Genomic DNA, 24,294 nt, shown 5'->3' with positions numbered 1-24,294 from the left:
ATTTAAGTATAATATGCTTTCTATTTAATTATTTGTGAATCTTTTAACTTTATTAAACGTTTTTGTAATAATTTTCGTCAACTATAAAAAACAGGGATGCAAATAGAGTACGGTCTCCATCTGCATCCCTGAGTCTGCGCCCAAAAGGCTGTATATGTAATTGTCAAACTAGCTGCTGCATCCGCTTGTATACGGGAAGCTTCCGCAAGTGAGCGAGCGTAAAAGAGGCCGTTACGCCGATGAGAATCCCCGTGCCGACGCCGGCAACGGAAAGCACCGGCAAATACAGCATGATTTTGATATTTTCCACGACCAACGAAGCGACGATGACTTGTCCCAGATTATGAAACACGCCGCCGGCTGCGCTGACGCCGATCAAGCTGAACCGTCCCGCCCGTTTCAGCGCAATCATGCTCACCAGACTAAAGGCCGCGCCGGCCGCGCTGTACAAAAAGGCGTTGATGCCGCCGCCGAAGGCCGTCGATAAGGCGACGCGCAGCAGCAAAATCAGGCAGGCGTCCCGCTTTTTCGGCAGGGCGTACAAGGCGATGACCGTAATGAGATTGGCAAGGCCCAGCTTAGCGCCCGGCGCAATGAACGGCACGGGCAGCATGCCCTCGACGATATATAAGACGAGGGACTGGGCGACAAACAGGCTCAATATGATGATGCGAAAGGTTTTGTTCATGTGACACCTCTACCGGGCGGGAATAACATCGGGCTCGCCGCCATGGGACGAGCGCACTTCTACGAGGACTTTGTGAGGCAGACAGACCGTCGTCGCACCGGGCTGGGAAATAAAGCCTTCTCCAATGCAGATTTTATCGGGGCAGTCCGCCTCGACGATGCCGATTTCCTGATCTCTCACGACGACCGTATTATAGCCCGATTCGGTACGGACCGTAAACGTATCCGTGCCGCGATGCTCTGACAGCGGTACGGTTTTATATTCTGTTCCATCGACCTGTATGACGGCGTACGTCCCGCCCTTGTCTGCCGAATTGCCGCCGAGCAGGAATACTCCCTCGGGAATGAAGGAAGCCGCCAGCAGCGCCGCTATGAGGATAATATCCCATTTTTTTATCATGACACGACTCCTATCCGCCGAAAGACAGCCATTCCTGCCTCATCGGCGCGGTGCAGCACCGGTAATCAACGTATTCTAATTATAGCAAATTTTAGTATAATAGGGAAAAGAAATACTATCTGAAAAAGGAGCCCTCGCCATGAAATACAAGATATGCCTCGCCGTCTTAGCATCCATCCTCGCCCTCGCCGCCTCGGGGTGCAGCTCATCCCAAGACGAAGGGCAGCCAAACATGCCCCAGCAACAGCAGTCCGAGATGAAAACCGCGCCGCCTATCAGCGCTGAATCAGAACGATTTTGCCAGGAAGGACTGGCCGCCTACAGCCGGTTCGAATACGACGCGGCCATCGCCGCCTACGACAAGGCCATACAGACCGACGGCCGCAATTACCAGGCCTTATCGGGAAAGGGCGTCGCTTTAGCCATGCGCGGCAACGAGACGGGGAGCCGTCAGGATGTCGCCGACGGCATCGCGTCCATTCAAAAGGCTTTGGCCCTGCAGCCCGATTACGTCCCGGCCTTTTACGACCTGGCCCTAGCGTATAAAATCGACGGCCAGTACGACAAATCCATATCCTATTTTCAAAAGGTATTGACAGCTGACCCGAACAATACGTGGAGCTATTACGGCATAGCGACCATATACGGCGATAAGGGCGACGCCAAAAACGCCGTAGTTTATTTGAAAAAGGCCGCCGCACTGGACAAAGAAAACGTCTTGGAAGCGGCCCGCACGCAATCCCACTTTGACTCCATCCGCAATGACGCGGAGTTCCGCGCCCTCGTATCGCCGTAAGTCCTCGCGCCGGGCCAGACGTAATACAAGCCCCATATCATTTCATAAAAAAACGCTGCGCGCCCGTAGTTCAGGCAGCAGCGTTTTTCCGTTCTTATACAGGTTACATGTCTTCTTCGGCAATTTCGCAGAGGATGTGGCCGATCATGATGTGCATTTCCTGGGCCCGGGCCGTCGTCTTTGCCGGGACAGCCAGGATGACGTCGCACAGCTCCTTCATCTTGCCGCCGCCGATAGCCGTCATGCCGATGACCTTCATGCCTTTGGCCCGCGCTTCGGCAATGGCCGCCAGGACGTTGCCGCTGTTGCCGGACGTCGAAATGCCGACGAGGACGTCGCCTTCGTTCCCCAAGGCCTGGACCTGGCGGCTGAATACGGTTTCATAGCCGTAATCGTTGGCCACGGCCGTCAGGACGGACGTATCGACGGTCAGGGCAATCGCCGGAAAGGCCCGCCGTTCCTTCTGGAATCGGCCGACGATTTCCGCCGCCAAGTGCTGTGAATCTGCGGCGCTGCCGCCGTTGCCGCAGAACAAAATTTTATGTCCCGTCTGCAAGGCCGTCTTGATTATATCGCCGGCTTCGGCAATGGACGGAGCTAAGGCCTTTGTCGCCTGAAATACGGCTTCATGTTCCGCCATGCGTTCTTCAATGATATTCATAGTAATAGCGCCTCCTCATCAGACATTGGAATTATCGTCTACTACGCGGATTTCCCCGATGTGCGGATGGATGACCATGCCATAGACAGCGATATCCTTCGGCAAATAGGGGTTGCTGCGCAGCCGCCGTACCGTTTCCTTTACGGACGTATCGACGTCGCCGATCGGGTCGGCCCATTTCTGCAGCTTCGGCCGCACGGCTTCGATGACGGCGCTTTCGATGCCGGCTTCGGCCATTTTCCGGCTCAGGCTGTCCGACGTCGTGTTGAGCATGCCGCAGTCGTCGTGGCCCATGACGACGATATCGTGGACGTGAAGCTCGTACACGGCTACCATCAGGCTGCCGATTACGCTGTCAAAGTCGTCGAAGGCCGTGTTGCCGGCGACCTTGATGATCTTCGCTTCGCCGCGGCGCAGCCCCATGGCCGGCTCGAGAAAGTCGAGAAGACGCGTATCCATGCAGGTCAGGACGGCCAGATTGCGGTTCGGGTATTTGCTGACTTCGTCCAAACCGCCCTGGGCCAGGGCTTCCTTGACAAAGGCTTCGTTCGCCGTCGTAATTTGCTGTATCAATGCTGACATGATCTGTTCCTCCTATGGCCGCGCGGCTCTGGCGAGCTGCTTAGCCTTAACCTATTCATCTATTTGTTTCTATTCATTTCGTCTGCTCCGAACGCCTTCCTATCGCCGCATTTCACGACGCCGATACCAAAAGACTGTCCGGACTGGCTCCTACATAAAAAAATGGTGCGCCCAAGATGACTCGAACATCCGACACGCAGTTTAGGAAACTGCTGCTCTATCCAACTGAGCTATGGGCGCACAATAATACTATACGCTATGTATGATAGCATGAATCTATAAAAAAATAAAGTGGAGATTAAACAATGACCGGCTCCTTGCACACAAAAAACGCCGCCTCGGCATCGAAAAGCGCAGAGGCGGCGTGATGTACAGCTGTTAATTCGAAGCTAATTTCCGGCCGTCCTGACGATGGAGGAACGTTTCTCCCGCAATTCCCGGCTTCGTCATTTCTTGCGGCGAAAGAATGACGTCGAGCTGTTCTTTCGTCAAGGTGCCGTGAGCCAAAATGATGTCCCGGACGGGCCGTCCCGTGCTGTACGCTTCTTTAGCCAGCATTGCAGCTTCTTCGTAACCGATATGCGGCAGCAGCGCCGTAATCACGCCTACGCTGCGGTCCACCCAATGCCGGCAGCCGTCCGTATTCGCCTGCAAGTCCTTCAGAAGGTAATCTACAAAGGTCTGTACAGCATTCGTCAAATAGTCCATAGAATGAAAGAGATTAAAAGCCATGACCGGCTCCATGACGTTCAATTCAAACTGGCCGTTTTCAACGCCGAGCGTAATCGCCATATCGTTGCCAATAACCTGATAGCAGGTCTGATCCAGCACTTCGGCGATAACGGGATTCACCTTGCCCGGCATAATAGACGACCCGGGCTGACGGGGCGGCACGTTCAATTCATGAAGGCCGCATCTCGGTCCGGACGCCATAAGGCGTATGTCGTTTGCCATTTTAATCAGTACCAGCGCCGCCGATTTCATGCTTCCCGATACGTCGGCAAATACATCCGTATTATTCGTGGCATCGACCATATTGCGGGCCGTAACGAACATTTCCCCCGTCAGCTCCGACAACTTCGCCGCGGCCAGCTTGCTGTATTCCGGTTCGGCGTTCAGCCCTGTGCCGACAGCGGTGCCGCCCATATTGACGACATGCACGTCGTCCAGAGACGTTTCGATTCGCCTGCGGGCGCGGCGAACGGCGGACGCATAGGCGGCCATTTCCTGTCCTAACGTAATCGGCACGGCGTCTTGCAAATGCGTGCGGCCCATTTTCAATACGTTTCTAAATTCATCGGTCTTTTCATCCAGCCAAAATTCCAGCGTCCGCAGCGTACTGGCCAAGGCCTTCCCTTTTGCGGCAAGGCAGACTTTAATGCTCGTCGGAAATACGTCGTTCGTCGACTGGGCCATATTGGCATGGTTGTTCGGCGAAATGATGTCGTATCGACCCTTCGGCTTGCCTAAGATTTCCAGAGCCCGATTACAAAGGACTTCGTTCATATTCATGTTGATAGACGTGCCGGCGCCGCCCTGAATCGGATCGACGGGAAATTGATCGAGCCACTGTCCGTCTATAATTTCATCGGCTGCGCGCGTAAGCGCCTTCCCGACGATAGCATTCAATCGCCCCGTTTCCATATTCGCCAGCGCCGCCGCTTTTTTCACAGTCGCCAGGGCCTTAATAAAATCCGGATCCAGCCGTTCACCGGTAATATGAAAATTCTTAACGGCCCGCATCGTCTGCACGCCGTAGTATACGTCATCCGGTACGTTCATCGTCCCTAAAAAATCATGTTCTTTCCGCATAGGTGTCCCTCCAATGATACAGCAAGCAAAATACAAAATATTAAACTAACCGCGTCTTGCCGTTTTTCGTCACGGCGCTGACGAGAACAAATACGACGAAGTTCGCCGCTAAGGCGATAAACCCGGCGTTAAAGTGTCCGCCCAGCACCGGCAGCGGGTCCATCTGATTCAGCATGAGATAGAACACGAGTGCTTCGCCGACGAGCAGTCCGCAAAGGGCGGCTTTCTTACTGGCCTGCTTCCAAAACATCCCCAAAACCAGCAGCGGGAAAAACTGGGTGACGCCGGAATACCCTGTCAGCAGCAGGTTGACGAGCAGATTGGAGTGGAAAATAGACAGATACAGCGCCGCCGCCGTCAAAATGAGAATCAAGTATCGCGCCGTCCGCTTCATGTGCTCCGGCGAAATCCCTTCGTCGCCGCGGCGCAGCCCTTTAATGTATATATTGCGGGAAATGAGAAGGGACGTGGACAGTAGCAGGTCGGCCGCAGGAATCATGCAGGCCAGGGCGCCGGCCCCGCCGATAAGTCCCAGCACCCATACGGGGAAGGAATCCTTGACCATGTATAAGAAGGCCATGTCGGCGACGGGAATCGGATTGTCCGCATATACCAGGACGGCCGTAAAGCCGACGATCATCGGGAAGATGAGAAACAGGTGGCACACGGGCAGCCATACGGCGTTATGCCGCGGCACATCGGGATCCTTGGCGCTGAAGGTGTTCGTCGAAAAATGCGGCCACATGTAAAACCCCGCCGCCATGACGACGAGGGTCGTCATGGCCCAGATAATGTCCAGATTGCCGGTCCCGCCGGGAAACATCATAAACCCCGGCTTCATCGCTTCGACTTGGGCAAACATTTCGCCGATGCCGCCGCAGTAATGGTACGGCAGATACAAGCCGAAGAACAACATGGAACCCATCATCATGACGTCTTTGACGACAGCCGTCGAAGCGACACCTTTCAAGCCGCTCAAAAATACGAACAGGGCGACCATGACGAAGGCGATGACCATGGCGTATACCCGTGGGATCGCGCCTAAAGACGTGACTTCTACGATAAGGCCCAGCGCCGTCAGCTGCAGCTGCAAATACGGAAGCAGAAAGGCGACGCCGATGCAGGATACTAAAATACCCAAAGGCCGGCTGTCGTACAGGTATTCGACCAAGTCGCCCTGCGTGACGAGCTGATGGCGATGGCCGTACTGGCAGACCCTCGGCAGAATATGATAGCCGACGACGTAGGCCAGCGCCCCGTAGCCCAGGATATAGAAGGTCGGGCCGCCCTTGGCGTAGGCCCAGCCGCTGGCCCCCAAAAAAGCAAAGGCCGTATACACCTCGCCTGCCATGATAAACCAGTTCAGCCAGCGTCCGAAATTCCGTCCCCCGACGGCCCAGTTCTCGGCGTTCATGTGCTTATCTTTCAATCCGGGAATTGCGCCCAGCACGGCGATCCCGATGATGAAGACAAATAAAATAACCAGTGCGCTCATTGCCTCCATAATACATTCCCCCTCGCGAACAAATATACTTTACGACGTCGCCTTATCGAGCACGGCCTGCATCCACTGGCCGAGCATCGCGCCGACAGTCAGACGTGTTTCATCAAAAGCATGGTCGGCCTCCAGCATATCGAACTGCTGCACAGCCGCCGTTTCATGGAGCTGCAGCTGCCGCCACAGCGGCCCGATCATGTCTGCCGCCGGCGCGACGTCGTCTTTCGCCGCGCCGATGAAGTACAGGTTCCTGTCTTTGAGGTCTTCGGCGGCATGGAGAAGGCCGAACTCGGCGTGAAGACAATACTGCGCGTCTTCATATAAGTCCTTCATACTGGACAGGCGCAGGACGTCGGCTCCCTGAATCAGCAGCTCCTTCAGCGATTCTTCGTCGCCCCTTTCAAACAACGACGGAAAATCGTAAGGAGCCATGACGGCGGCGCCGCAAATCCAGGGGAGACGCCGCATGGCGTTCACGGCGGCAAATCCTCCCATGCTGTGGCCGATGAAGAACATCTTGTCCGTATCAATGCCGTATTTAGAAGCCGTTTCCGTCGTCCGGGCCCACTCCGCCGCGGCCACGGCGTCTTCAATGATGCCCGACAAGGTATATTGGCCTTCGCTTCCCCAACAGCCGCGGTACGATATGCTCACGGCGACGGCTCCCATCCGGCGCAGCCCCTGGCCGATATCGAACAGCGACGTATATCCCGGATACCCGTGCAGCAGGATTGCGCAGGGACGCCGTTCCCCCGGCGGCCTTCCCGGCGTCATCACCTTTCCGTATATGTGGGCGTCCCCGCCGCCGCTGAGAATACTCAGCCCTTCCAGAGCCGGCGGTATCTCTCCGGGACGGCAGGGCGGGTCTTGATACATATATTCCAAATGCAGCGTCATATTACATCTCCTTCTTAGACCGCAGCCGGTCTTTTTTATCCAATACCCACAGCGTATGGATACAGGCCACCGTTACGATGACGCCGGCCTGAATCCAAAAGGCCAGGAAAGGCAGCCCGGCAAGCTGCGGATGAAAGGTATTCACAAACGGCAGAGCCGCGATAATCCAAATAAACGGAATCACCGTCAATAGGCATTTCATAGCAGGTTCCCCCTTTTTACTGCAAAACAATGTGCGGCGCGGCTGTTAGGAATGAAGCCGCAGCCAGTCTACAGCGTACATGGCGTAGATGCCGGCCGCTCCCGGCAGCGCCGATTCGTCAAGCGTAAAGGTATCGCTGTGATGGGAATGCACGGCGCCGACGTCGGGATTATAAATGCCGATCAGGGCAAAGCACCCGGGCTTCTTCTCCAGATAGTAGGCGAAGTCTTCGCCGCCTGTCGTCTTTTCCAGCGTCGTCACGGCGTCGCCGCCCAAAATCTTTCTGACGGCGTCTTCCGCAATGGCCGAGCAGCCTTCCTCGTTGACGACGGGCGGTACCATGACCCGGTACTGCAATTCTGCCGAGGCGCCGTAAGCCGCCGCCGTGTTCTGAACGATCCGTTCCATCGTCGTCTTGATGTCCTCCGCCATTTCCTTCTTGAAATACCGCGTCGTGCCGCACAGCTCCGCTTCGCCGGAAATGATATTGAACCGCGTGCCGCTCTTCATGGTCCCGATCGTCAGGACGACCGAATCCAGCGGGCTGACATGACGCGACACGACGCTCTGCAAATTCAGGACTATGGCCGACGCGACGACCGTAGCGTCCACGGTCTGCTGAGGCTGCGAGCCGTGGCCTGCCAGGCCGTGTACGAGAATGGTAAATTCATCGGCCGCCGCCATCCGTTCGCCTTTTTCGACGGACACCTTCCCCGACGGCACATCAATCCAAAGATGGCCGCCGAAGATGGAGCCGATTTCTTCATACCAGTTTCCAAAGCGTATCATATACGGCGCGCCGCGCCCCGTTTCTTCGCCGGGCTGAAAAATCAAATACACCGTGCCGTACAGCCGGTCCTTCATGTTGACCAGCATACGCGCCGCCCCTAATAACACGGCGATATGGCCGTCGTGGCCGCAGGCGTGCATACAGCCGCTGCAGCGCGATTTGAAGGGCACGTCGTTTGCTTCCTGTACGGGCAGGGCGTCTATGTCGGCCCGCAGGGCCACAGCTTTTCCCGGATGATCCCCTTCAATCTTGGCGACTACGCCCGTATGCTGCTCCGGATTCACTTCGCACGGAATGCCCATGTCTTCCAGAATATTGACGATTCGCAGCGTCGTCCGCCGTTCCTGAAAGCTCGTTTCCGGATATTCGTGAAACTGCCGCCGCCACTGGCGAATCTGTCCTTCGTATGTTTTCATATATGTTTTAATCATATCGGCGTCGTTCATCAGTAGTTCCCCCTCTGCCGTTCAGATTCTTTCACACTACGCGCCGCGCGGCTCCGTTTTCCCTCCAGCCGCGCAAAAAAGCGCCGTTGAATGCAGATTCAACAGCGCCTTTGCCGCACGTACTATGAAATTAAAGCCATTATAGGGGTTCCCTTTCGCCTTGTCAATAAAAGCCCCGTATTTTTTACAAAATAGTTAGAAATAGTTTAGAAAAAGTAAGGCTTGCGCGTCTATGCCATCCTTTCTATAATGGAAGGTATAAGTAAAGAAAGGACCTCTGCATATGATTGATCTCCACGCTATCGCAACAGAACAGCGCAACGAACAGACGCGGCATATAGACCGGCTGTCTACGCTGGATATGATACGCCTTATCAACGAAGAAGATACAAAGGCTGCCCTCGCCGTCGGCGCTATCGCCCCGGCCATTGCCGACGCCGTCGACTTGATTGCCGGCCGGCTGCGGCAAGGAGGGCGGTTATTTTACATCGGTTCGGGTACGTCGGGACGGCTGGGCATACTCGACGCCGTCGAATGTCCGCCGACGTACAGCACGGACCCCGACATGGTCCAGGGCCTCATCGCCGGCGGGTACGAAGCCATCTTCCGGGCCAAGGAAGGTGCCGAAGACTCACAGGACATGGGACGGGCCGACCTGGCAGCCAAGGCCGTGACGGCAAAAGACGTCGTCGTCGGCCTCAGCGCGTCGGGACGGACGCCCTACGTCCTCGGCGGACTTCAGTACGCCGCTTCCGTCGGCGCGGCGACGATTTCCATCGACTGCTCGCCTCAGGCCCCTATCGCCCAGTATGCACAAATCGACTTATGCGCCCTCGTCGGCCCGGAGGTCATCACCGGCTCGACGCGCATGAAAGCCGGCACGGCGCAGAAGATGATCCTCAACATGCTGTCTACAGGGGCCATGATACGGCTCGGCAAGGTATACGGCAACCTCATGGTCGACGTAAAGGCCTCTAATGAAAAGCTGAAAGAACGAGCCTGCCGCATCGTCATGACGGCGGCCCAATGCGGACGAAGGGACGCCGAACAGGCCTTGCTTCAATGCCGCGGGCAGGCTAAAACGGCCATCGTCATGCTGCGCCTCGGCGTGTCCGCCGCCGAAGCGGAGCAGCGGCTTGCCGCGCACGGCGGATACATAGACCGGGTATGCAAGGAGACACCTCATGACCGATAAAGAATTAGCGGAACAGCTGCTGGCCGCCGTCGGGCCGGCCGAACGCATCGCCCACGCCTACAACTGCATGACCCGCCTGCGCCTTCACGTCAAGGACGGCGGCATACCCGTTGAGGAAATCAAAAAGATTCCCGGCGTCTTAGGCGTCAACAAGTCCGGCAACGAATGGCAGATCGTCCTGGGCCCCGGCAAGGCCACCAAGGTGACGAAGGAGTTTAAAGCCCTTCTGGAAAAAGACAGCGCGACGCCCAAGTCCGACGGCGGCACGATTTCCTCCCTTGCCCAGGCCGCGTCGGTCGGCGACGGGAAAGAGCTCCACGACGCCATACAAAAAAAGAACGCCACGCCGGCTAAGCTGGCCTTAAAGAAAATTTCCGCCATTTTCGTCCCCATCATTCCGGCCTTCATCGCCTGCGGCCTCATTACGGGACTGCTGAACGTCGCCTTGAAAATAGAACCGTCGTGGGCGGCGTCGCCTATTGCGCAAATGCTGGCCGTCGCCGGCAGCGCCGCTTTCTTCGGCCTGAATATATTCGTCGGCATCAACGCCGTAAAGACCTTCGGCGGTTCGCCCATGCTCGGCGGCGTGCTGGCCGCCGTCATGAGCCATCCGTCTCTGGCGTCGATTTCAGCAGACGGCATCTCCTTCGCGCCCGGCCGGGGCGGCGTCGTCGCCGTCCTCCTCGTGTCGCTGTTCGCCGCCTGGCTGGAAAAAAAGCTCCATCGCCATATTCCGGACATGTTCGACCTCTTTGCGACGCCCCTCATTACGGTCCTCGTTTCCACCTTCGCGGCCCTCTGCATCTGCCAGCCCGTCGGCGGCTTCATATCGGAGGCCATCGGCGCGGCGGCAACGGAATCTATCCGTTCCGGCGGAGCCGTCACGGGATTCCTGTTAGGCGGAGCCTTCCTGCCCATGGTCATGGCCGGCGTACACCAGGGCCTTACGCCGATTCACGCCGAGCTGCTGTCCCGCTACGGCGTGACGATTCTCCTGCCCGTCCTGGCTATGGCCGGCGGCGGTCAGGTCGGGGCAGCCTTAGCCGTATACGTCAAAACGAAAAACAAAGGGCTGCGCAAAACCATCGCCACCGCCCTTCCCGTCGGCATCATGGGCGTCGGCGAGCCCCTCATCTACGGCGTCACCCTGCCCTTAGGCAAGCCCTTTATCGGCGCCTGCATCGGCGGAGCCTGCGGCGGTGCCGTCCAGGCCTACTACATGGTCGGCTCGGCCGCCTTAGGAATTTCCGGCCTGCCCCTGGCAGCCAGCACCGATAATATTCCCATCTACCTGCTCGGCCTGGCCGTATCCTACGCCGCCGGCTTCCTCGCCGCCTGGATTCTCGGCTTCGACGACCCCGAGCCATAAGGAGGAACGACATCATGAAAACGGGAATCTCCCTGTACCCGGGCCTGCACGGCGCGGCAGAAGAACATATGAAATTATTGGAAAAGGCCGCAGACGCAGGCATAAGCCGTGTGTTTACGTCCCTGCATATTCCCGAAGCAGACACTGCAGCGCTGCGCAGGGAACTGCGCGCCCTGCTGCAGACGGCACGGCGGCGCGGCCTAGACGTCGTCGCCGACGTATCGCCCCAAACGGCGGCCATCCTCGGCGCCGACAGCCTTCAGCCGCAGCAGCTGGTGGAACTGGGCATCACGACAGCCCGCCTGGACTACGGCTTCGGCGTGCGAAAGACGGCCTTGTTCAGCCGCGTCATGTCCGTCCAGCTCAACGCCTCGACGGTGCAGCCCGAGTACATAGACGCCCTGCGCGACGCCGGCACGGAGTTTTCCCGCATCGACTGCCTGCACAACTTCTATCCCCGGCCCCATACGGGACTGAGCGAAGCCTTTTTTACCGCCCAGACGGCGCGGCTGCAGCAGGATGGCCTGTCCGTCGGAGCCTTCATTCCCAGCCAGCACGGCCGGCGCGGGCCTTTGTTTGAAGGGCTGCCGACGCTGGAAGACCATCGCCGCCTCGACGTCAGCCTGACGGCCCGGCACCTGGCCGCCTTAGGCGTCCAGTCGGTCTTCATCGGCGATGCCCAGCCGTCCGACGCAGAGCTGGAAGCCCTCGCCGCAGCGGGCCGCGAAGAAAAGGACGTCGTCGTCTTAAAGGCCCGCCTCTGCAGCCGCGAGCCCTGGATCCGCGATTTCCTGTCCTATACCTTTACGTCCCGCCTGGACCCGTCCCGCGATATGATACGGACGCAGGAAAGCCGCTCTCACGCGAGCGGCTCCATTGTAAGAGACGAGGCTTGCCCCCGCCGCGGCCTGCGGCGCGGTGACGTAACCATCGACACGGATATGTACTTGCGGTACCGGGGAGAAATGGCGATTATGACGGCCGACGCCGAAGACGACGACAAGACGATGATCGCCGCCCAAATCCTGCCGGAAGAACGATTTTTACTGAAATACATCACGCCGGGACGGCGATTCCGCTTAGAATTCGTCCGCTGATTAGGATCTGCAGTTCAGCAGCACGACGGCTCCCAAAATACAGGCGATACCGCCGAGACCGGCTGCCGTAAGAGGTTCGTGAAATACGGCGACGCCGACGAGGGTCGACGTCAGCGGTTCTACAGATGCCAGAATGGACGCTTTCCCCGCTTCCATTTTATTGAGCCCCAGCGTATACAGGCCGAAGGGCAGGGCCGTCGACACGACGCCCAGCAGGACAAACAGCGCCGCCGCTTCGGGTACTGTCAGGACGACCGCGGCAATCTGTCCGGCATGGCTGAAGCCGACAAGCCCGGCCGCGGCGACGACAAAGGTCCACGTCGTCACGGCAAAGGGCGTGTATTTCGCCAGAGCATAGCGGGCGAAAATCGAATACAGGGCGTAGCCGAAGCCGGCGCCCAACCCGGCCAGGACGCCGGGAATGTTGACCTTCCCCACGCCCAGCCCGCTGACGAGGACGCAGCCGGCAAAGGCCAGGACCAGACACAGGGCTTTCACCGGCGTGAAAGCCTCTTTAAACAACAGGATTGACAAGACCATGACGATGCTCGGCGCGGTGTACAGCAAAATAGCCGCCATGGACAGGGTCGTCAGCTGAATCGCCGTGAAATAGCAGATGTTGAAAAAGACGATGCTGCACAGGCCCGTCCCCAGGAACATCCATATATCCCGCTTGGCAATGGCCAGCTCCGACGCCCTCGTGCTGGCCATGAACAGCACCATGACCACTGCCGTCACAAAGGAGCGGCCGAAGGCAATCTGGACCGGCGAAAATCCCAGCGCCGCCAGCTGACGGGAAAAAATCCCGATGACGCCCCAGCAGATGCCGGCGGCGATAATAAAAAACGGCGCCGTCTTGCCGTCAAGTCGTATAGTCATAGTCCATCCCTTCTTTTCCCTTTGTTATGCGTTTCATAGTAAAAGACTTTCGTCTCATTGTCAATACGCTGCCATAAGCGCTCCGCTATCGCCGCGCGCCTATGGCATGGTATACTACATGTATATGCACGATGTATAGTCACGGTATCTGCTTCGCCGATACCGCCTCTGCCGCCCTGCCTGCGCAGGAGAAAGGAGATACCTCTCATGTCCGCATCATCATGGAAACGAGCGGCCATACGCGCCGCCATCTGCATCAGCCTCAGCGCCGCCGTCGCCCCGGCCGCGCCAGTCCAGGCCATTAACCTCGGCGCCATCGGCACGATCATCGGAGCCGGCGTACAGTACGCCAGCCTGAATAAGCAGCTCAGCTATCTGGACAATGAAGGGCGCGACGAATTCATGGAACAGGTCAAGGCCCAGTACGGCGTCAATTACGACCCGCAGGCCAACGCCATGACGGCCCGCATCATGGAAAACCTGTCCCGTTCCGTTGCGGCCATCGACCCGTCCATCCTGGATAAGCCGTACAATTATTTTGTCAACAACGACACGTCCTTCAACGCCTTCTGTACCATCGGCCACAACATGAGCGTCAACATCGGCCTCTTTGAGCCCCTGAACTACAACGAAAACGAAGTCGCCTTCGTCCTGGCTCATGAAATGGGACACGGCCAAAAAAATCATCCCATTGAAGGCGTCAAGAAATCCATGCCCCTTGATTTGCTGGCATCCTTAGCCGGAGCCAACGGCAGCGCGGCCCAGCTTGGTTCGGCCATCTTGTCGCAAATCGGCACGGCGAATCTGGTCACCAAGCCCATGGAAAAGGAAGCGGACAAGCTGGCCTTCGAATACGCCGTCGGCGCAGGCTACAACCCCGGCGCGGGAGCCGCCTTATGGCAGCGCATGCTGGAAAAGGGAGGCTCCGTCAAGACGAGCGGCGTCATGGAGCTGTTCAACGACCATCCGACCAACGTCAGCCGCCGCGACACGTACAGCAAGACCCTGACGAAATGGAGCAACAACGTCGTCAAGGTCGACGCCGAAACGGGCATGATTTCCATCCGCGGCAAAGAATGGTTCGCCCCGGCCGATACGGCCTCCATGAGCGGCCTGGAGCAGGCCTATCTGATTGCCGGCAACCTGGCCGCCGTCTACCACCAGAGCAAGCGGCCGACGGCCTCCGTCCATACACAGGGGCAGATGCTCTACGTCGGAGCCCAGCCCATTGCCGATTTGAGCGCCGAGCCGAACCCAGCTGCCGTGACGGCCCGCCTGCAGGCCCTGCTGTAATCGGCATAACACAATATCTTTTATTTTCCCGGCCTAAATGATACAATAGCAGGCAGGAGGAATCACATTTATGGATCATGAAATGAAATTAGCCGTCCTCATCGACGCGGAAAATATTTCCAATAAATACATTGACGTCATCTTATCGGAAGCCAACAACTTAGGCGACGTCATATACAAGCGCATTTACGGAAACTGGACGACACCGCAGATGGCCTCGTGGCGCAGCACCATTCTGGACAACGCTATCCAGCCCGTGCAGCAGTACAGCAACACGACGCGCAAGAATTCGTCCGATTCGGCCCTCATCATCGACACGATGGACCTGCTGTATCAGAGCCATCTCGACGGCTTCTGCATCGTATCGTCGGACAGCGACTTTACCCGCCTGGCATCGCGCCTGCGCGAATCGCAGAAATACGTTCTCGGCATGGGCGAAAGCAAGACGCCCCGCTCCTTCATCTCGGCGTGCAATAAGTTTCTGTATTTAGACGTCCTGCTGGAAGAAGCGGAAGAAAACGAAAGCGAAGAAGCTAAGCCTGTTTCAACGCCGGATACAGCCGCAGCGGCCCAGCCTTACGTACCGGCTCACGAAAAAACGCCGGGCAAGGATTTCCTGACCATCAAGCAGGCTCTCATCAAGCTGACCGAAGAAAACTCCGACGACAACGGCTGGATTTTTTCCGGCACCCTGGGGAATTTGCTGAGCAAGCAGTTCTCCGACTTCGACGTGCGCAACTTCGGCTACAAGAAATTCGTCCCCTTTATCGAATCACTGAAGCTGTTCGACGTAAACACCATTACGGACGACAAGAACAAGACGGTAAAGCACAATTACTTCCGCCTCAAGTCGCAGACGTCGTACCGTCCGGCCCGCTCGTCCCATCCGTATCACAAGAATTACCGCTAATACGGCGAGGTACAATGGAACGGCCCATCCCATTCCATGGCACCTCGTTTTTCCTATCGGCCTGCTCCCTTGGAAATACAGACGAAAGGAAGGGTTCCCATGTCTGACGAACAAATGCAGAAAACGCTCGAATCGCTGTCCCGAAAGCATCCGAACCGGCCCATCGCCGTGACGGCCGATTTGGCCAACGACAACTTAAACAGCATTTGCCGCCTGTCCCTGGCATGGATCAGCGACGGCAGCGTCCACGGTCTCACCTTCTTGATCAAGCCGCCGACGGACGAGTTTACGTGCCGCAAAATCACGGCCGACATGGTCGCCGACTGCCAGCCCTTCGCCGACGTCTGGGACGGTGAAATCAAGATATTGCTGAAAAACGCCGTCCTTTCGGCGTATTCGTCAGAACAGCTCTTCCTGGCCATCAAGGCCAGCTACGAAGCCAGCGGCAAGCCCTTTTCCATGGAAGACGCCTACGTCCGCGACCTGAAATTTCTCGCCGCGGCCTATATTGCCGACTTGGAAAACTTTTCTTTTTTATCGATTATGCATTACATGAACATTTCTGTAGACCTGGACAATTCCCTCAGCCGGGCCATGGCCTGCGCCTGCGGCATGAACTGGATGGAAAATCTGTATCCCATCGGCAACTACGGGCTGCCCCTGTCGGCCGTCATGGCCGGCGCGCTCCACGAACCGACGGAGGAAGAAACGCAGCGAAAGGCTGAGGCGCACAAAACACTAGAACAGGCCGCTCACTATATGCAGCGCCTCTTCCTACCCTTCGTCCTGCTGTGCCTGATTCTGGCTGGCTACTATCTATACTCGCTGCAGGAAAACGCCAAGACTCACGTCGACTTTTCGCAGTACTCGTCAGTCAAGGCCGTGCCGCCGGAGCAAAAGCCCTCCTTTCCAGCCATCGAGACGAATAAAGAGTACCTGATGCTCCGCGGCACCTACATCGTCTGCGACGCCAGGACTATTCCAGAATTTCTCGACGCCTTTCAAAACCACGACGTCGAGCTGATTCGCCAGATGGTGCGCTCCGACGAGGTCATCGTCTTTATGAATCCGACGCGCGTAAAATCACTGAGCCCGGCCGATGAAAAAGGCTTCGTCCTCGTAAAAATCCTCGGCGGCGAATACGACGGCGCGACGGGCTACGCCCACAGCATGATGCTGGAATAAGACTGTACTTCACATACCGACATACGCCCTCTTTACAGAAAGGACACGATATTGATTATGAAGCACTCTCCTATAGTTACGTTTCTAAAAGGCTTGATCGTCGGCGGAACGATGCTCGTTCCCGGCGTCAGCGGCGGCTCCATGGCCATCGTATTAGGCATATACGACAAGCTCATTCACGCCGTCAGCGCCCTGACGCGGCTCGATAAGGCCTCCTTTTTCTTTCTGTGCGCCTTCTCCGCCGGCGGCGGCCTCGGCATCATCGCCTTCGCCAAGCCGCTGCTTCACTTCATGGAAACGTATCCCATCCCCACGTCATACTTCTTCCTGGGCGCCGTAGCCGGCAGCGTCCCTATTACCTTCCGTCAAGGAAATATCTCCAGACTGTCAGCTAAGGCCGTCCTGTATATCCTCTTGGGCGTGGTCATCGTCGCTTTGTTCGCCGCCGCGCCTATAGACGGGCTGCACGCCCAGACGGAGGTCGGCTTGTTCTTCCTCATCCTGTGGATCGTGACGGGCTTCGTCGCCTCCATCGCCCTCATTCTGCCAGGCATCAGCGTATCGTACCTGCTGTATCTTTTAGGCGTATACGACCAGATACTGCTGGCCATCAGCAGCCTGTCCTTTTCCCTGCTCATCCCCTTGGGCGGCGGCGTCATCGCCGGCATCGTGGCAACGACGAAATTGCTGGAAAAAGCTATGAGCCGCTATCCCCAGGCGACGTACCTCATCATCTTAGGCTTCGTCCTCGGCTCCATGTGGGAGCTGTTCCCCGGCCTCCCGACGGATCTGCTCTCCCTCGTGTCCGCCGCCGTTCCCCTGGCGGCCGGCTTCGCTGTCATCTACACTCTTTCAAAACAGGAGCTTTCCTAAAACCTTTATAAAAAAAGCTGAATGCACGCGGCATAAGCGTATGCATTCAGCTTTTTTAGTATGCTCTCTTACATGATGGACAGCTGCGAATTCAGGACGTCGGTGATAAACATGTAGCCCGGCGCATGGGTAATCATGAACTCGGGCTTCACAGCCATGGCCACAGCCTGAGGCGTCACGCCGCAGGCCCAGAAGACGGGCACTTCGCCCGGCTTAATTTCAGACCGTTCGCCGAAGTCGGGCTTATCGATATCGGAAATGCCGATCGCTTCGGGATCGCCGATGTGGATCGGCGCGCCATGGACGAAGGGCATGCGCGTCGTAATCTGCACGGCCCGGATCGCGTCGGCAGGCTTCATGGGCCGCATGGACACGACCATAGGGCCGTGAAATACGCCGGCCGGCACGCACTCGATATTCGTCTTGTACATGGGCACGTTGTGGTTGTCCGTAATGTGGCGGATTTCCAGCCCCGCCTCTATCATGGGGCCTTCAAAGGAAAAACTGCATCCCAGCAAAAAGGCCACCAAATCGTCGCGCCAGAACGGCGCAGCGTCGGTCACTTCGTCAGTCAGCTCGCCATGGCGATAAATGCGGTACCGCGGTATGTCGTACCGCAGGTCGGCCCCGGGTGCCACGAGCTTCGGCACAGGCGAGCCGGCTTCCGTCACGTCCAATACGGGGCAGGGGATCTTGTTGCGCTGCGTAAACAGCAGGAAATCAAAGGCCAGCTCCTTCGGCAGCACGGCCATATTGGCCTGGGCGTAGGGAGCGCACATGCCGCTCGTCGGCTTATCCAATTCTCCGGCCCGGATGAGGCTTCGCACTTCTGCCGGAGATGCTTTCGCTAAATCCATGACAGTTCCCTTCTTTCTACGTATTTAAAATCTCTTCCAGATGCTCTTCCAAATAATTCGTGTTGACCTGGCCGCAGCGGAAGGCGTCTGTCATCAATATCTTCCGCTGCAGGGGGATATTCGTCGTTACGCCTTCGATTTTAAAATCAGCCAGGGCTTTTTCCATCTTGTCGATGGCTTCCAGCCGCGTCGGGGCCCATACGATGAGCTTGGCAATCATCGAGTCGTAAAACGGCGTAATGACGCAGCCTCTGTACATGGCGCTGTCCACGCGGATACCGCGGCCGAAAGGAGGCGTGTAGCGCGTGATTTTCCCCGGGCAGGGCATGAAATTGTGCATCGGGTCTTCGGCATTGATGCGGCATTCGACGGCCCAGCCGTTCATGCGGATATCGGCCTGCGTCCACGGCAGCTTTTCCCCTGCCGCGACGAGTATTTGCGCCTTGATCAGATCCGTCCCCGTCACCATTTCCGTGACGGGATGTTCAACCTGGATGCGCGTATTCATTTCCATGAAATAGAAATTTCCCGTATCGTCTACGATGAATTCTATGGTGCCTGCGCCGCTGTAGTCGACGGCCTTGGCGGCCATGACGGCGGCTTCGCCCATCTTCTTCCGCATGTCCGGCGACACGACGGGCGACGGCGCTTCTTCAATGACCTTTTGGTGACGGCGCTGCGTCGAGCAGTCCCGTTCGCCCAGGTAGACGACGTTTCCGTAATTGTCGGCCATGATCTGAATTTCTACGTGCCGCGAATGGGATAAGTATTTTTCCAAATACACGCCGGCGTTGCCGAAAGAGCGCTCCGCTTCCTGCGAAGCCTGACGCAGGGCCTTGACCAGCTCCGTGCTGTCTTCGACAATGCGCATGCCCTTGCCGCCGCCGCCGGCCGTGGCCTTGATCAGCACGGGATAGCCGATGGCTTCCGCCGTGCGGCGCGCTTCGTCTTCATCGCAGATGACGTCTTCCGTCCCCGGAATAACGGGCACGCCGACGCGCTTCATCGTGCTGCGGGCCATGGCCTTGTCGCCCATGTGGCGGATAGCCTCACCGCTGGCTCCGATGTAGGTAAAGTGATAGTTTGCGCAGGCGTCGGCAAAATCGGCGTTTTCCGACAAAAATCCGTAGCCCGGATGGATGGCGTCGGCCTTGGCCGCCTTCGCCGTCTCGATAATGCGGGCAATATCTAAATAGCTTTTCTTGGCCTGGGCCTGTCCGATGCAGTACGCTTCGTCGGCCAGGCGGACAGGCAGGGAATCGCGGTCGGCTTCGGAATACACGACGACGGCGCTGATTCCCAACTCATGACATGCTTTGATAATTCGCACGGCAATTTCGCCGCGGTTGGCAATCAATACTTTCTTAAACATACGCCCAAGCCCTTTCTATACGCCGACATGGCCTTTTTTCACCTTGAACAACGGCTGGCCGAATTCGACGAACTCGCCGTCTTTTACCAGCACTTCCGTAATCTCGCCTTCTACCATCGCTTCGACTTCCGTAAAGAGCTTCATCGCCTCCAATACGCAGACGACCGTATTCGGCGTCACGGCGGAGCCGACCTTTACGAAGGGAGGCGCCTTGGGGTCCGGTGCGCTGTAGAAGGTGCCTACGATAGGCGCCGTAATTTCGACGATGTGCTCGCCGGGCTGCGGGGCTTCAGCCGGAGCGGCGGCAGGCGGCTGGACAGCCGGCATCATCGGCTGCGGCACGGCGACGGCGACGGGCGCGCCGCCCTTTTCCAGCAGGACCTTTCCGTCCTCGTAGGCCAGTTCCATCTTATTCAGGGACGACGTTTCAAGAATTCGTACTAATTCCTTGATTTCTTCTAACGATAACAAACAAATCCCTCCTAGTTATAGCATGCCTGCGACGGCAATCTTTATATTTTCCATGCAGCGTTCCATGTCGATAAACAGACGCTCGCCTTCTTCGTTGCTGATCAGCCTGAAATACATGCGGTCGCCCGGCTTGAGCTGGGCCACGCGGGCTACGTCTACCTGGGCGACCTGGCCGATGACGGGATAGCCTGCCGTCGTCTGGTGGTCAGCCATCAGGATGATGGGCATGCCGTTGGGCGGCACCTGTACGGTTCCCAGCCCGGCAACTTCGGAAATCATTTCCAGGGGCCGCTTCATTTCCAGCTTAGGGCCGTTCAGGCGATAGCCCATGCGGTCGGACTGTGTCGTAATGAGAAAGTCCGTCCCGAAGAAGTCGTACTTGGCCTTTTCCGTAAACTCGTCGTACTGCAGTCCGGCCATGACCTTAATCGGCTTGCGCAGCCGCTCCGGCGTCGTATGAACCTTGCTGATGCTCCAGCGGGCATGCGTAAAGGAATGAGCGCCGCGGGTCAGCAGGTTGAACATCATCTGCTGGCCGTACTCGCTGGGCTCCTTCGTATTCAGCAAATCGCCGCGGCGCAGGGCCCGCCCTTCCAACCCGCCGAACTGAGCCCGCAGATAGGTGCTCTTGCTGCCCATGACGACGGGCACGTCGTACCCGCCGGCCACGGCCAGATAGGCCCGGCAGCCGACGACACAGGGGCCGAAGCGCAGGATCGCGCCGGCCTTGACGGCGACGGGACGGTGCATGGGCACCTTCTGGCCGTCGATCACCGGGCCGAAATCGCCGCCGGTAATAGCGATGAGCGTATCCGACGTAAACTCGATCGTCGGCCCCATGAGGGTGATTTCCAAAGCCCCTTCGGTTTCATCATTGCCGACCAGTATATTCGCCAGCCGCAGGGAATACACGTCCATCGCCCCTGAAGGGATGACGCCGATCTTCTGGTATCCATAGCGTCCCGTATCCTGAATCGTCGTCAGCAGGCCCGGGCGGATAATATTAAGACTCATGGCCGTATTCCTCCTTTAAGGCTGCAAATTCTTCTTCCGATACGGCGTAAAACTTCACGATGTCGCCGGCGTGCAGCAGGCTCGGATCGTCTTCCTTCTTCAAGGAAAACATATCCATCGGCGTGCGCCCGATAATCTGCCAGCCGCCGGGCGTGCTCAGGGGATATCCCCCGGTCTGTTCGCCGGCAATGCCGATGCTGCAGGCCGGTATGGCTACGCGCGGCGTATCGCGGCGCGGCGTGGCGATGCGCTTGTCCATGCCGCCCAAATAGGGAAATCCCGGACAGAAGCCGATCATGTACACCAGGTATTCCGGCTCCGTATGGATGGCGATGACTTCCTCTACAGACAACTGATTGTACTGGGCCACATAGTCGATATCCGGCCCGTATTCTCCGCCGTAGCATACGGGAATCTGCACGACCCGGGCCGTTTCCTTCTGTACGTCGGCCAGCTGTTCCATGCATCTGCAGAGGTACGCCGACGTAATCTCCAGGGCCGAGTCGCTTTTATACTTACCGGCCTGCTTTTTGACGACGAAGGGATTGTAGTACACGGCCAGGCTCGTATACGAAATGACGTATTCTATCATCCCGGCGAAGGGATGGGTTTCCAAATAATCGGCCAGCGCCTTGACCTTGCAGTGAATTTCCGGGCTGATGGTACTGCCGAAATTCACGAGGACGCCGGCTTCGCCTAACGGTTTTATCGTAAATTCATGGTTCAAGCGTAACAGCCTCCCTGTCACATAAACAATTTAGGCAGCTGCTTCATAATAGTCAGCACGCCCATGTACGCCGTCATGATAACGACGATGACGCCGAAAATGCTCATCCACACCGGATGCTTGTAATCGCCGACGATCGATTTCTTATGGGCCGCGATGATCATGACCAGCAGCGTAACCGGCAGGATCAGACCATTCAGCGTCCCTACGAGGATCAGCGTCTTGACGGGCTGGCCGACGAAGGCGAAGACGACCGTCGAAAAGACGATGAAGGCGATGACAAACCAGCGGTAGTTGTTTTCGATTTTAGGGCTGAAGGTGCGGATAAAGGAAACGGACGTATAGGCCGCGCCGATAACCGACGAAATAGCCGCCGACCACATGACGACGCCGAAGACCTTGTAGCCGATATCGCCGACAGCCAGCTTGAATACCGAAGCCGGCGGATTGGCCGGGTCGAGCTGCAGGCCGCTGGCTACGACGCCCAGCGTCGCCAGGAACAGGAATACGCGCATGACACCGGTCAGGCAGACGCCGGTAACGGAGCTGCGCGTAATCTGGGGCAGCGCTTCCTTGCCGACAACGCCGGCGTCGACCAGGCGATGGCCGCCGGAGAAGGTAATATACCCGCCGACGGTGCCGCCGACGAGGGTGACGATCGCCAAGGGATCGATGACGTCGGGCACGAAGGTCTTCATGACCGCTTCGCCTACAGGCGGGGCCGAAGACACGGCGACGTACAAGGTCAGCACAATCATGACGACGCCTGCGGCCTGGGTGAATTTATCCATGAGCACGCCTGCTTCTTTAAACACGAAAATCGAAACGGCGATGACTGCGCTGATGGCCGCGCCGGTTACGGTATCCATGCCGAAGATGACGCTGAAGCCCATGCCGGCGCCGGCGATATTGCCGATGTTAAAGCCCAGGCCGCCCATGACGATCAGGGCCGCCACGACGTATCCCAAGCCGGGAAGGACCATATTGGCCACGTCCTGGCCGCGCTTTCCCGAAATGCCGATGACCCGCCATACGTTGAGCTGCGAGCCGATATCCAAAATAATAGACGTCAAGATGACGAAGCCAAAGCTGGCCAGCAGCTGCTCCGTAAACACGGTCGTCTGCGTTAAAAATCCCGGGCCGATAGACGACGTAGCCATCAGGAAGGCCGCGCCCATCAGCACGCTGAAATCAAATCCTTTTTTAGTTTTCATACTCTCGCCTCTTCCTCCTTCATCTCAAGACACCCTTACCGGTGTATAAAGGACGTTATCTGAATCTGTTCCTTCTGCAGCGCCTCGCCGATGCTCCTGGCAAAGGCCAGGGCCTTCGGGCTGTCGCCGTGAATGCAAACCGTATCGGCCTTGACGGGAATATCCTTGCCCGTCGCCGTACGGACCTTGCCTTCGGTAATCATCGTCAGTACCTGCCGTATCGACGCGGCGTCGTCTGTAATCATGGCGTTCGGCTGCGTCCGCGGCGTCAGCGACCCGTCTTCCTGATAGGTCCTGTCGGCGAATACCTCGCTGGCCGTCTGCAATCCCGCAGCTTCCCCGGCTTTGACCAGCCAGCTGCCGGCCAGGCCGAACAGCACCAGCTGCGGGTCGACATCGTACACGGCCTTGGCAATCGCTTCGGACATGGCCTGATCCTTGGCCGCCATGTTGTACAGGGCTCCGTGGGGCTTGACGTGCTGCAGCCTGCCGCCTTCGGCCTTGACAAAGGCCGACAGGGCCCCGACCTGATAGACGATTAAATCGTAGATTTCATCGGGCTTCATGACGATATTGCGGCGGCCGAAGCCGTTCAAATCCATAAAGCCCGGATGCGCGCCGACTGCCACGCCCCGTTCCAGAGCCAGGCGCACCGTCTTGTGCATGACGAAGGGGTCGCCGGCATGCATGCCGCAGGCGATATTCGCCGAGCTGACGTAATTCAAGACGTCGCTGTCGTTGCCGATAGTATACATGCCGAAGCTTTCGCCCAAATCGCTGTTTAAATCGATTTTCATCATCTGAAATTCCTCCCGTTTATTTTCATATTTTATACAAAAAAGCGCTGAATATTAAACATACTCAGCGCTTTTATCCAGTAAAGTATATTTATAATTCATTATAATATACCACGGAAACCCTTGTCAATATATAGTCATTTCGACTATTTTCTTAAATTTTTAATAAAAACAGGGCCTATCTTCCGTTCTGGCGGTACATTACATATTTTCACATACTTTAAAGATTTTTATTGCATCAATATAAATTTTTTTATTTTTATCGCTATA

General features: G+C 57.2%; 25 protein-coding genes and 1 tRNA gene. 8 read left to right on the top strand and 18 right to left on the bottom strand.

Annotated features, from left to right (window positions below; genetic code table 11):
- Positions 1–163: 163 nt before the first annotated feature.
- Positions 164–688: a Gx transporter family protein gene (locus E0L13_RS06580; RefSeq protein WP_087478127.1), complete on the bottom strand. Its 525-nt coding sequence runs from the start codon at positions 686–688 to the stop codon at positions 164–166.
- A 9-nt stretch (positions 689–697) separates the two neighbouring features.
- A complete protein-coding gene (locus E0L13_RS06575) occupies positions 698–1,087 on the bottom strand; it encodes a NusG domain II-containing protein (RefSeq protein WP_168061167.1) in 390 nt (129 codons plus the stop codon).
- 139 nt (positions 1,088–1,226) lie between these two features.
- Between E0L13_RS06575 and E0L13_RS06570 the strand changes: the two genes are divergently transcribed.
- Positions 1,227–1,883 (top strand): tetratricopeptide repeat protein, encoded by a 657-nt coding sequence (locus tag E0L13_RS06570; RefSeq protein ID WP_168061165.1) that lies wholly within the window; start codon positions 1,227–1,229, stop codon positions 1,881–1,883.
- A gap of 103 nt (positions 1,884–1,986) precedes the next feature.
- Here E0L13_RS06570 and gmhA read toward each other — a convergent pair whose 3' ends face one another.
- The 8 genes from gmhA to E0L13_RS06530 form a co-directional block, all read right to left on the bottom strand.
- Positions 1,987–2,544: a D-sedoheptulose 7-phosphate isomerase gene (gene gmhA, locus E0L13_RS06565; RefSeq protein WP_154877636.1), complete on the bottom strand. Its 558-nt coding sequence runs from the start codon at positions 2,542–2,544 to the stop codon at positions 1,987–1,989.
- Positions 2,545–2,562: 18 nt separating this feature from the next.
- Complete coding sequence (locus tag E0L13_RS06560) at positions 2,563–3,126, bottom strand: carbonic anhydrase (protein ID WP_168061163.1); 564 nt, start codon at positions 3,124–3,126, stop codon at positions 2,563–2,565.
- Between the two features lie 163 nt (positions 3,127–3,289).
- A tRNA-Arg gene (locus E0L13_RS06555) sits at positions 3,290–3,366 on the bottom strand.
- A gap of 138 nt (positions 3,367–3,504) precedes the next feature.
- Positions 3,505–4,938, bottom strand: a complete 1,434-nt coding sequence (locus E0L13_RS06550; RefSeq protein WP_168061161.1) for an aspartate ammonia-lyase — start codon at positions 4,936–4,938, stop codon at positions 3,505–3,507.
- A gap of 40 nt (positions 4,939–4,978) precedes the next feature.
- Complete coding sequence (locus E0L13_RS06545) at positions 4,979–6,442, bottom strand: sodium:solute symporter family protein (RefSeq protein ID WP_206081558.1); 1,464 nt, start codon at positions 6,440–6,442, stop codon at positions 4,979–4,981.
- 30 nt (positions 6,443–6,472) lie between these two features.
- A complete protein-coding gene (locus E0L13_RS06540) occupies positions 6,473–7,333 on the bottom strand; it encodes an alpha/beta fold hydrolase (protein ID WP_168061159.1) in 861 nt (286 codons plus the stop codon).
- A 1-nt stretch (position 7,334) separates the two neighbouring features.
- Positions 7,335–7,535 (bottom strand): DUF3311 domain-containing protein, encoded by a 201-nt coding sequence (locus E0L13_RS06535; RefSeq protein WP_168061157.1) that lies wholly within the window; start codon positions 7,533–7,535, stop codon positions 7,335–7,337.
- A 45-nt stretch (positions 7,536–7,580) separates the two neighbouring features.
- The gene (locus E0L13_RS06530) at positions 7,581–8,771 is read right to left on the bottom strand and encodes an amidohydrolase (RefSeq protein ID WP_168061155.1); all 1,191 of its coding nucleotides are present in this window, start codon (positions 8,769–8,771) and stop codon (positions 7,581–7,583) included.
- 283 nt (positions 8,772–9,054) lie between these two features.
- Between E0L13_RS06530 and murQ the strand changes: the two genes are divergently transcribed.
- From murQ to E0L13_RS06515, 3 genes are read left to right on the top strand one after another with little or no spacing between them, the layout of a single operon-like run.
- Positions 9,055–9,966, top strand: a complete 912-nt coding sequence (gene murQ / locus E0L13_RS06525; protein ID WP_107196162.1) for an N-acetylmuramic acid 6-phosphate etherase — start codon at positions 9,055–9,057, stop codon at positions 9,964–9,966.
- Positions 9,956–11,335, top strand: coding sequence for a PTS transporter subunit EIIC (locus E0L13_RS06520; protein WP_168061153.1), 1,380 nt, complete (start codon positions 9,956–9,958; stop codon positions 11,333–11,335). The genes murQ and E0L13_RS06520 overlap by 11 nt, the downstream gene beginning before the upstream one ends.
- A gap of 14 nt (positions 11,336–11,349) precedes the next feature.
- Complete coding sequence (locus E0L13_RS06515) at positions 11,350–12,432, top strand: MupG family TIM beta-alpha barrel fold protein (protein WP_168061151.1); 1,083 nt, start codon at positions 11,350–11,352, stop codon at positions 12,430–12,432.
- Here the strand turns inward: E0L13_RS06515 and E0L13_RS06510 are convergent, their stop codons facing one another.
- Positions 12,433–13,311, bottom strand: coding sequence for an EamA family transporter (locus E0L13_RS06510; RefSeq protein ID WP_206081557.1), 879 nt, complete (start codon positions 13,309–13,311; stop codon positions 12,433–12,435).
- Between the two features lie 207 nt (positions 13,312–13,518).
- Between E0L13_RS06510 and E0L13_RS06505 the strand changes: the two genes are divergently transcribed.
- The 4 genes from E0L13_RS06505 (at position 13,519) to E0L13_RS06490 (ending at position 17,572) form a co-directional block, all read left to right on the top strand.
- Positions 13,519–14,604: a M48 family metallopeptidase gene (locus E0L13_RS06505; protein WP_168061148.1), complete on the top strand. Its 1,086-nt coding sequence runs from the start codon at positions 13,519–13,521 to the stop codon at positions 14,602–14,604.
- A gap of 70 nt (positions 14,605–14,674) precedes the next feature.
- Positions 14,675–15,514, top strand: a complete 840-nt coding sequence (locus E0L13_RS06500) for an NYN domain-containing protein (protein ID WP_168061146.1) — start codon at positions 14,675–14,677, stop codon at positions 15,512–15,514.
- 99 nt (positions 15,515–15,613) lie between these two features.
- Positions 15,614–16,699 carry a hypothetical protein gene (locus E0L13_RS06495; protein WP_240924679.1) on the top strand — a complete coding sequence of 362 codons (1,086 nt, stop codon included), beginning with the start codon at positions 15,614–15,616 and terminating at the stop codon, positions 16,697–16,699.
- 57 nt (positions 16,700–16,756) lie between these two features.
- The gene (locus tag E0L13_RS06490; RefSeq protein ID WP_168061144.1) at positions 16,757–17,572 is read left to right on the top strand and encodes a DUF368 domain-containing protein; all 816 of its coding nucleotides are present in this window, start codon (positions 16,757–16,759) and stop codon (positions 17,570–17,572) included.
- 68 nt (positions 17,573–17,640) lie between these two features.
- Here the strand turns inward: E0L13_RS06490 and E0L13_RS06485 are convergent, their stop codons facing one another.
- The 7 genes from E0L13_RS06485 to E0L13_RS06455 are packed head-to-tail and all read right to left on the bottom strand — an operon-like array spanning position 17,641 to position 24,027.
- On the bottom strand, positions 17,641–18,429 hold the full coding sequence (locus tag E0L13_RS06485; protein WP_168061142.1) for a putative hydro-lyase: 789 nt from the start codon (positions 18,427–18,429) through the stop codon (positions 17,641–17,643).
- Between the two features lie 16 nt (positions 18,430–18,445).
- Entirely contained in the window at positions 18,446–19,801 is a 1,356-nt protein-coding gene (gene accC / locus E0L13_RS06480; protein WP_168061141.1) for an acetyl-CoA carboxylase biotin carboxylase subunit, read from the bottom strand.
- Between the two features lie 15 nt (positions 19,802–19,816).
- Positions 19,817–20,272 (bottom strand): acetyl-CoA carboxylase biotin carboxyl carrier protein, encoded by a 456-nt coding sequence (accB, locus tag E0L13_RS06475; protein ID WP_168061139.1) that lies wholly within the window; start codon positions 20,270–20,272, stop codon positions 19,817–19,819.
- Positions 20,273–20,287: 15 nt separating this feature from the next.
- Positions 20,288–21,286 (bottom strand): biotin-dependent carboxyltransferase family protein, encoded by a 999-nt coding sequence (locus tag E0L13_RS06470; protein WP_087478147.1) that lies wholly within the window; start codon positions 21,284–21,286, stop codon positions 20,288–20,290.
- Positions 21,276–22,013: a 5-oxoprolinase subunit PxpB gene (gene pxpB, locus E0L13_RS06465; RefSeq protein ID WP_206081556.1), complete on the bottom strand. Its 738-nt coding sequence runs from the start codon at positions 22,011–22,013 to the stop codon at positions 21,276–21,278. The genes E0L13_RS06470 and pxpB overlap by 11 nt, the downstream gene beginning before the upstream one ends.
- Positions 22,014–22,030: 17 nt before the next feature.
- Positions 22,031–23,227: an NRAMP family divalent metal transporter gene (locus E0L13_RS06460; protein WP_168061138.1), complete on the bottom strand. Its 1,197-nt coding sequence runs from the start codon at positions 23,225–23,227 to the stop codon at positions 22,031–22,033.
- A gap of 35 nt (positions 23,228–23,262) precedes the next feature.
- Positions 23,263–24,027 carry a 5-oxoprolinase subunit PxpA gene (locus E0L13_RS06455; protein ID WP_107196153.1) on the bottom strand — a complete coding sequence of 255 codons (765 nt, stop codon included), beginning with the start codon at positions 24,025–24,027 and terminating at the stop codon, positions 23,263–23,265.
- Positions 24,028–24,294: the final 267 nt, after the last annotated feature.

Source organism: Megasphaera sp. SW808 (assembly GCF_012027795.1).
Lineage (GTDB): Bacteria > Bacillota > Negativicutes > Veillonellales > Megasphaeraceae > Megasphaera > Megasphaera stantonii.
This window is presented reverse-complemented; position numbering and strand designations above follow the sequence as displayed.

Bases quoted from the DNA above. Each gene is read 5' to 3' on its own strand.
- E0L13_RS06460 (WP_168061138.1), bottom strand. From the start codon at position 23,227: ATGAAAACTAAAAAAGGATTTGATTTCAGCGTGCTGATGGGCGCGGCC.
- E0L13_RS06530 (WP_168061155.1), bottom strand. From the start codon at position 8,771: ATGAACGACGCCGATATGATTAAAACATATATGAAAACATACGAAGGA.
- E0L13_RS06455 (WP_107196153.1), bottom strand. From the start codon at position 24,027: ATGATGAAAATCGATTTAAACAGCGATTTGGGCGAAAGCTTCGGCATG.
- E0L13_RS06505 (WP_168061148.1), top strand. From the start codon at position 13,519: ATGTCCGCATCATCATGGAAACGAGCGGCCATACGCGCCGCCATCTGC.
- E0L13_RS06570 (WP_168061165.1), top strand. From the start codon at position 1,227: ATGAAATACAAGATATGCCTCGCCGTCTTAGCATCCATCCTCGCCCTC.
- E0L13_RS06510 (WP_206081557.1), bottom strand. From the start codon at position 13,311: ATGACTATACGACTTGACGGCAAGACGGCGCCGTTTTTTATTATCGCC.
- E0L13_RS06580 (WP_087478127.1), bottom strand. From the start codon at position 688: ATGAACAAAACCTTTCGCATCATCATATTGAGCCTGTTTGTCGCCCAG.
- accC (WP_168061141.1), bottom strand. From the start codon at position 19,801: ATGTTTAAGAAAGTATTGATTGCCAACCGCGGCGAAATTGCCGTGCGA.
- E0L13_RS06515 (WP_168061151.1), top strand. From the start codon at position 11,350: ATGAAAACGGGAATCTCCCTGTACCCGGGCCTGCACGGCGCGGCAGAA.
- E0L13_RS06500 (WP_168061146.1), top strand. From the start codon at position 14,675: ATGGATCATGAAATGAAATTAGCCGTCCTCATCGACGCGGAAAATATT.
- E0L13_RS06575 (WP_168061167.1), bottom strand. From the start codon at position 1,087: ATGATAAAAAAATGGGATATTATCCTCATAGCGGCGCTGCTGGCGGCT.
- E0L13_RS06535 (WP_168061157.1), bottom strand. From the start codon at position 7,535: ATGAAATGCCTATTGACGGTGATTCCGTTTATTTGGATTATCGCGGCT.
- E0L13_RS06560 (WP_168061163.1), bottom strand. From the start codon at position 3,126: ATGTCAGCATTGATACAGCAAATTACGACGGCGAACGAAGCCTTTGTC.
- E0L13_RS06550 (WP_168061161.1), bottom strand. From the start codon at position 4,938: ATGCGGAAAGAACATGATTTTTTAGGGACGATGAACGTACCGGATGAC.
- E0L13_RS06520 (WP_168061153.1), top strand. From the start codon at position 9,956: ATGACCGATAAAGAATTAGCGGAACAGCTGCTGGCCGCCGTCGGGCCG.
- E0L13_RS06490 (WP_168061144.1), top strand. From the start codon at position 16,757: ATGAAGCACTCTCCTATAGTTACGTTTCTAAAAGGCTTGATCGTCGGC.
- gmhA (WP_154877636.1), bottom strand. From the start codon at position 2,544: ATGAATATCATTGAAGAACGCATGGCGGAACATGAAGCCGTATTTCAG.
- E0L13_RS06545 (WP_206081558.1), bottom strand. From the start codon at position 6,442: ATGGAGGCAATGAGCGCACTGGTTATTTTATTTGTCTTCATCATCGGG.
- E0L13_RS06485 (WP_168061142.1), bottom strand. From the start codon at position 18,429: ATGGATTTAGCGAAAGCATCTCCGGCAGAAGTGCGAAGCCTCATCCGG.
- E0L13_RS06540 (WP_168061159.1), bottom strand. From the start codon at position 7,333: ATGACGCTGCATTTGGAATATATGTATCAAGACCCGCCCTGCCGTCCC.
- E0L13_RS06495 (WP_240924679.1), top strand. From the start codon at position 15,614: ATGTCTGACGAACAAATGCAGAAAACGCTCGAATCGCTGTCCCGAAAG.
- E0L13_RS06470 (WP_087478147.1), bottom strand. From the start codon at position 21,286: ATGAGTCTTAATATTATCCGCCCGGGCCTGCTGACGACGATTCAGGAT.
- murQ (WP_107196162.1), top strand. From the start codon at position 9,055: ATGATTGATCTCCACGCTATCGCAACAGAACAGCGCAACGAACAGACG.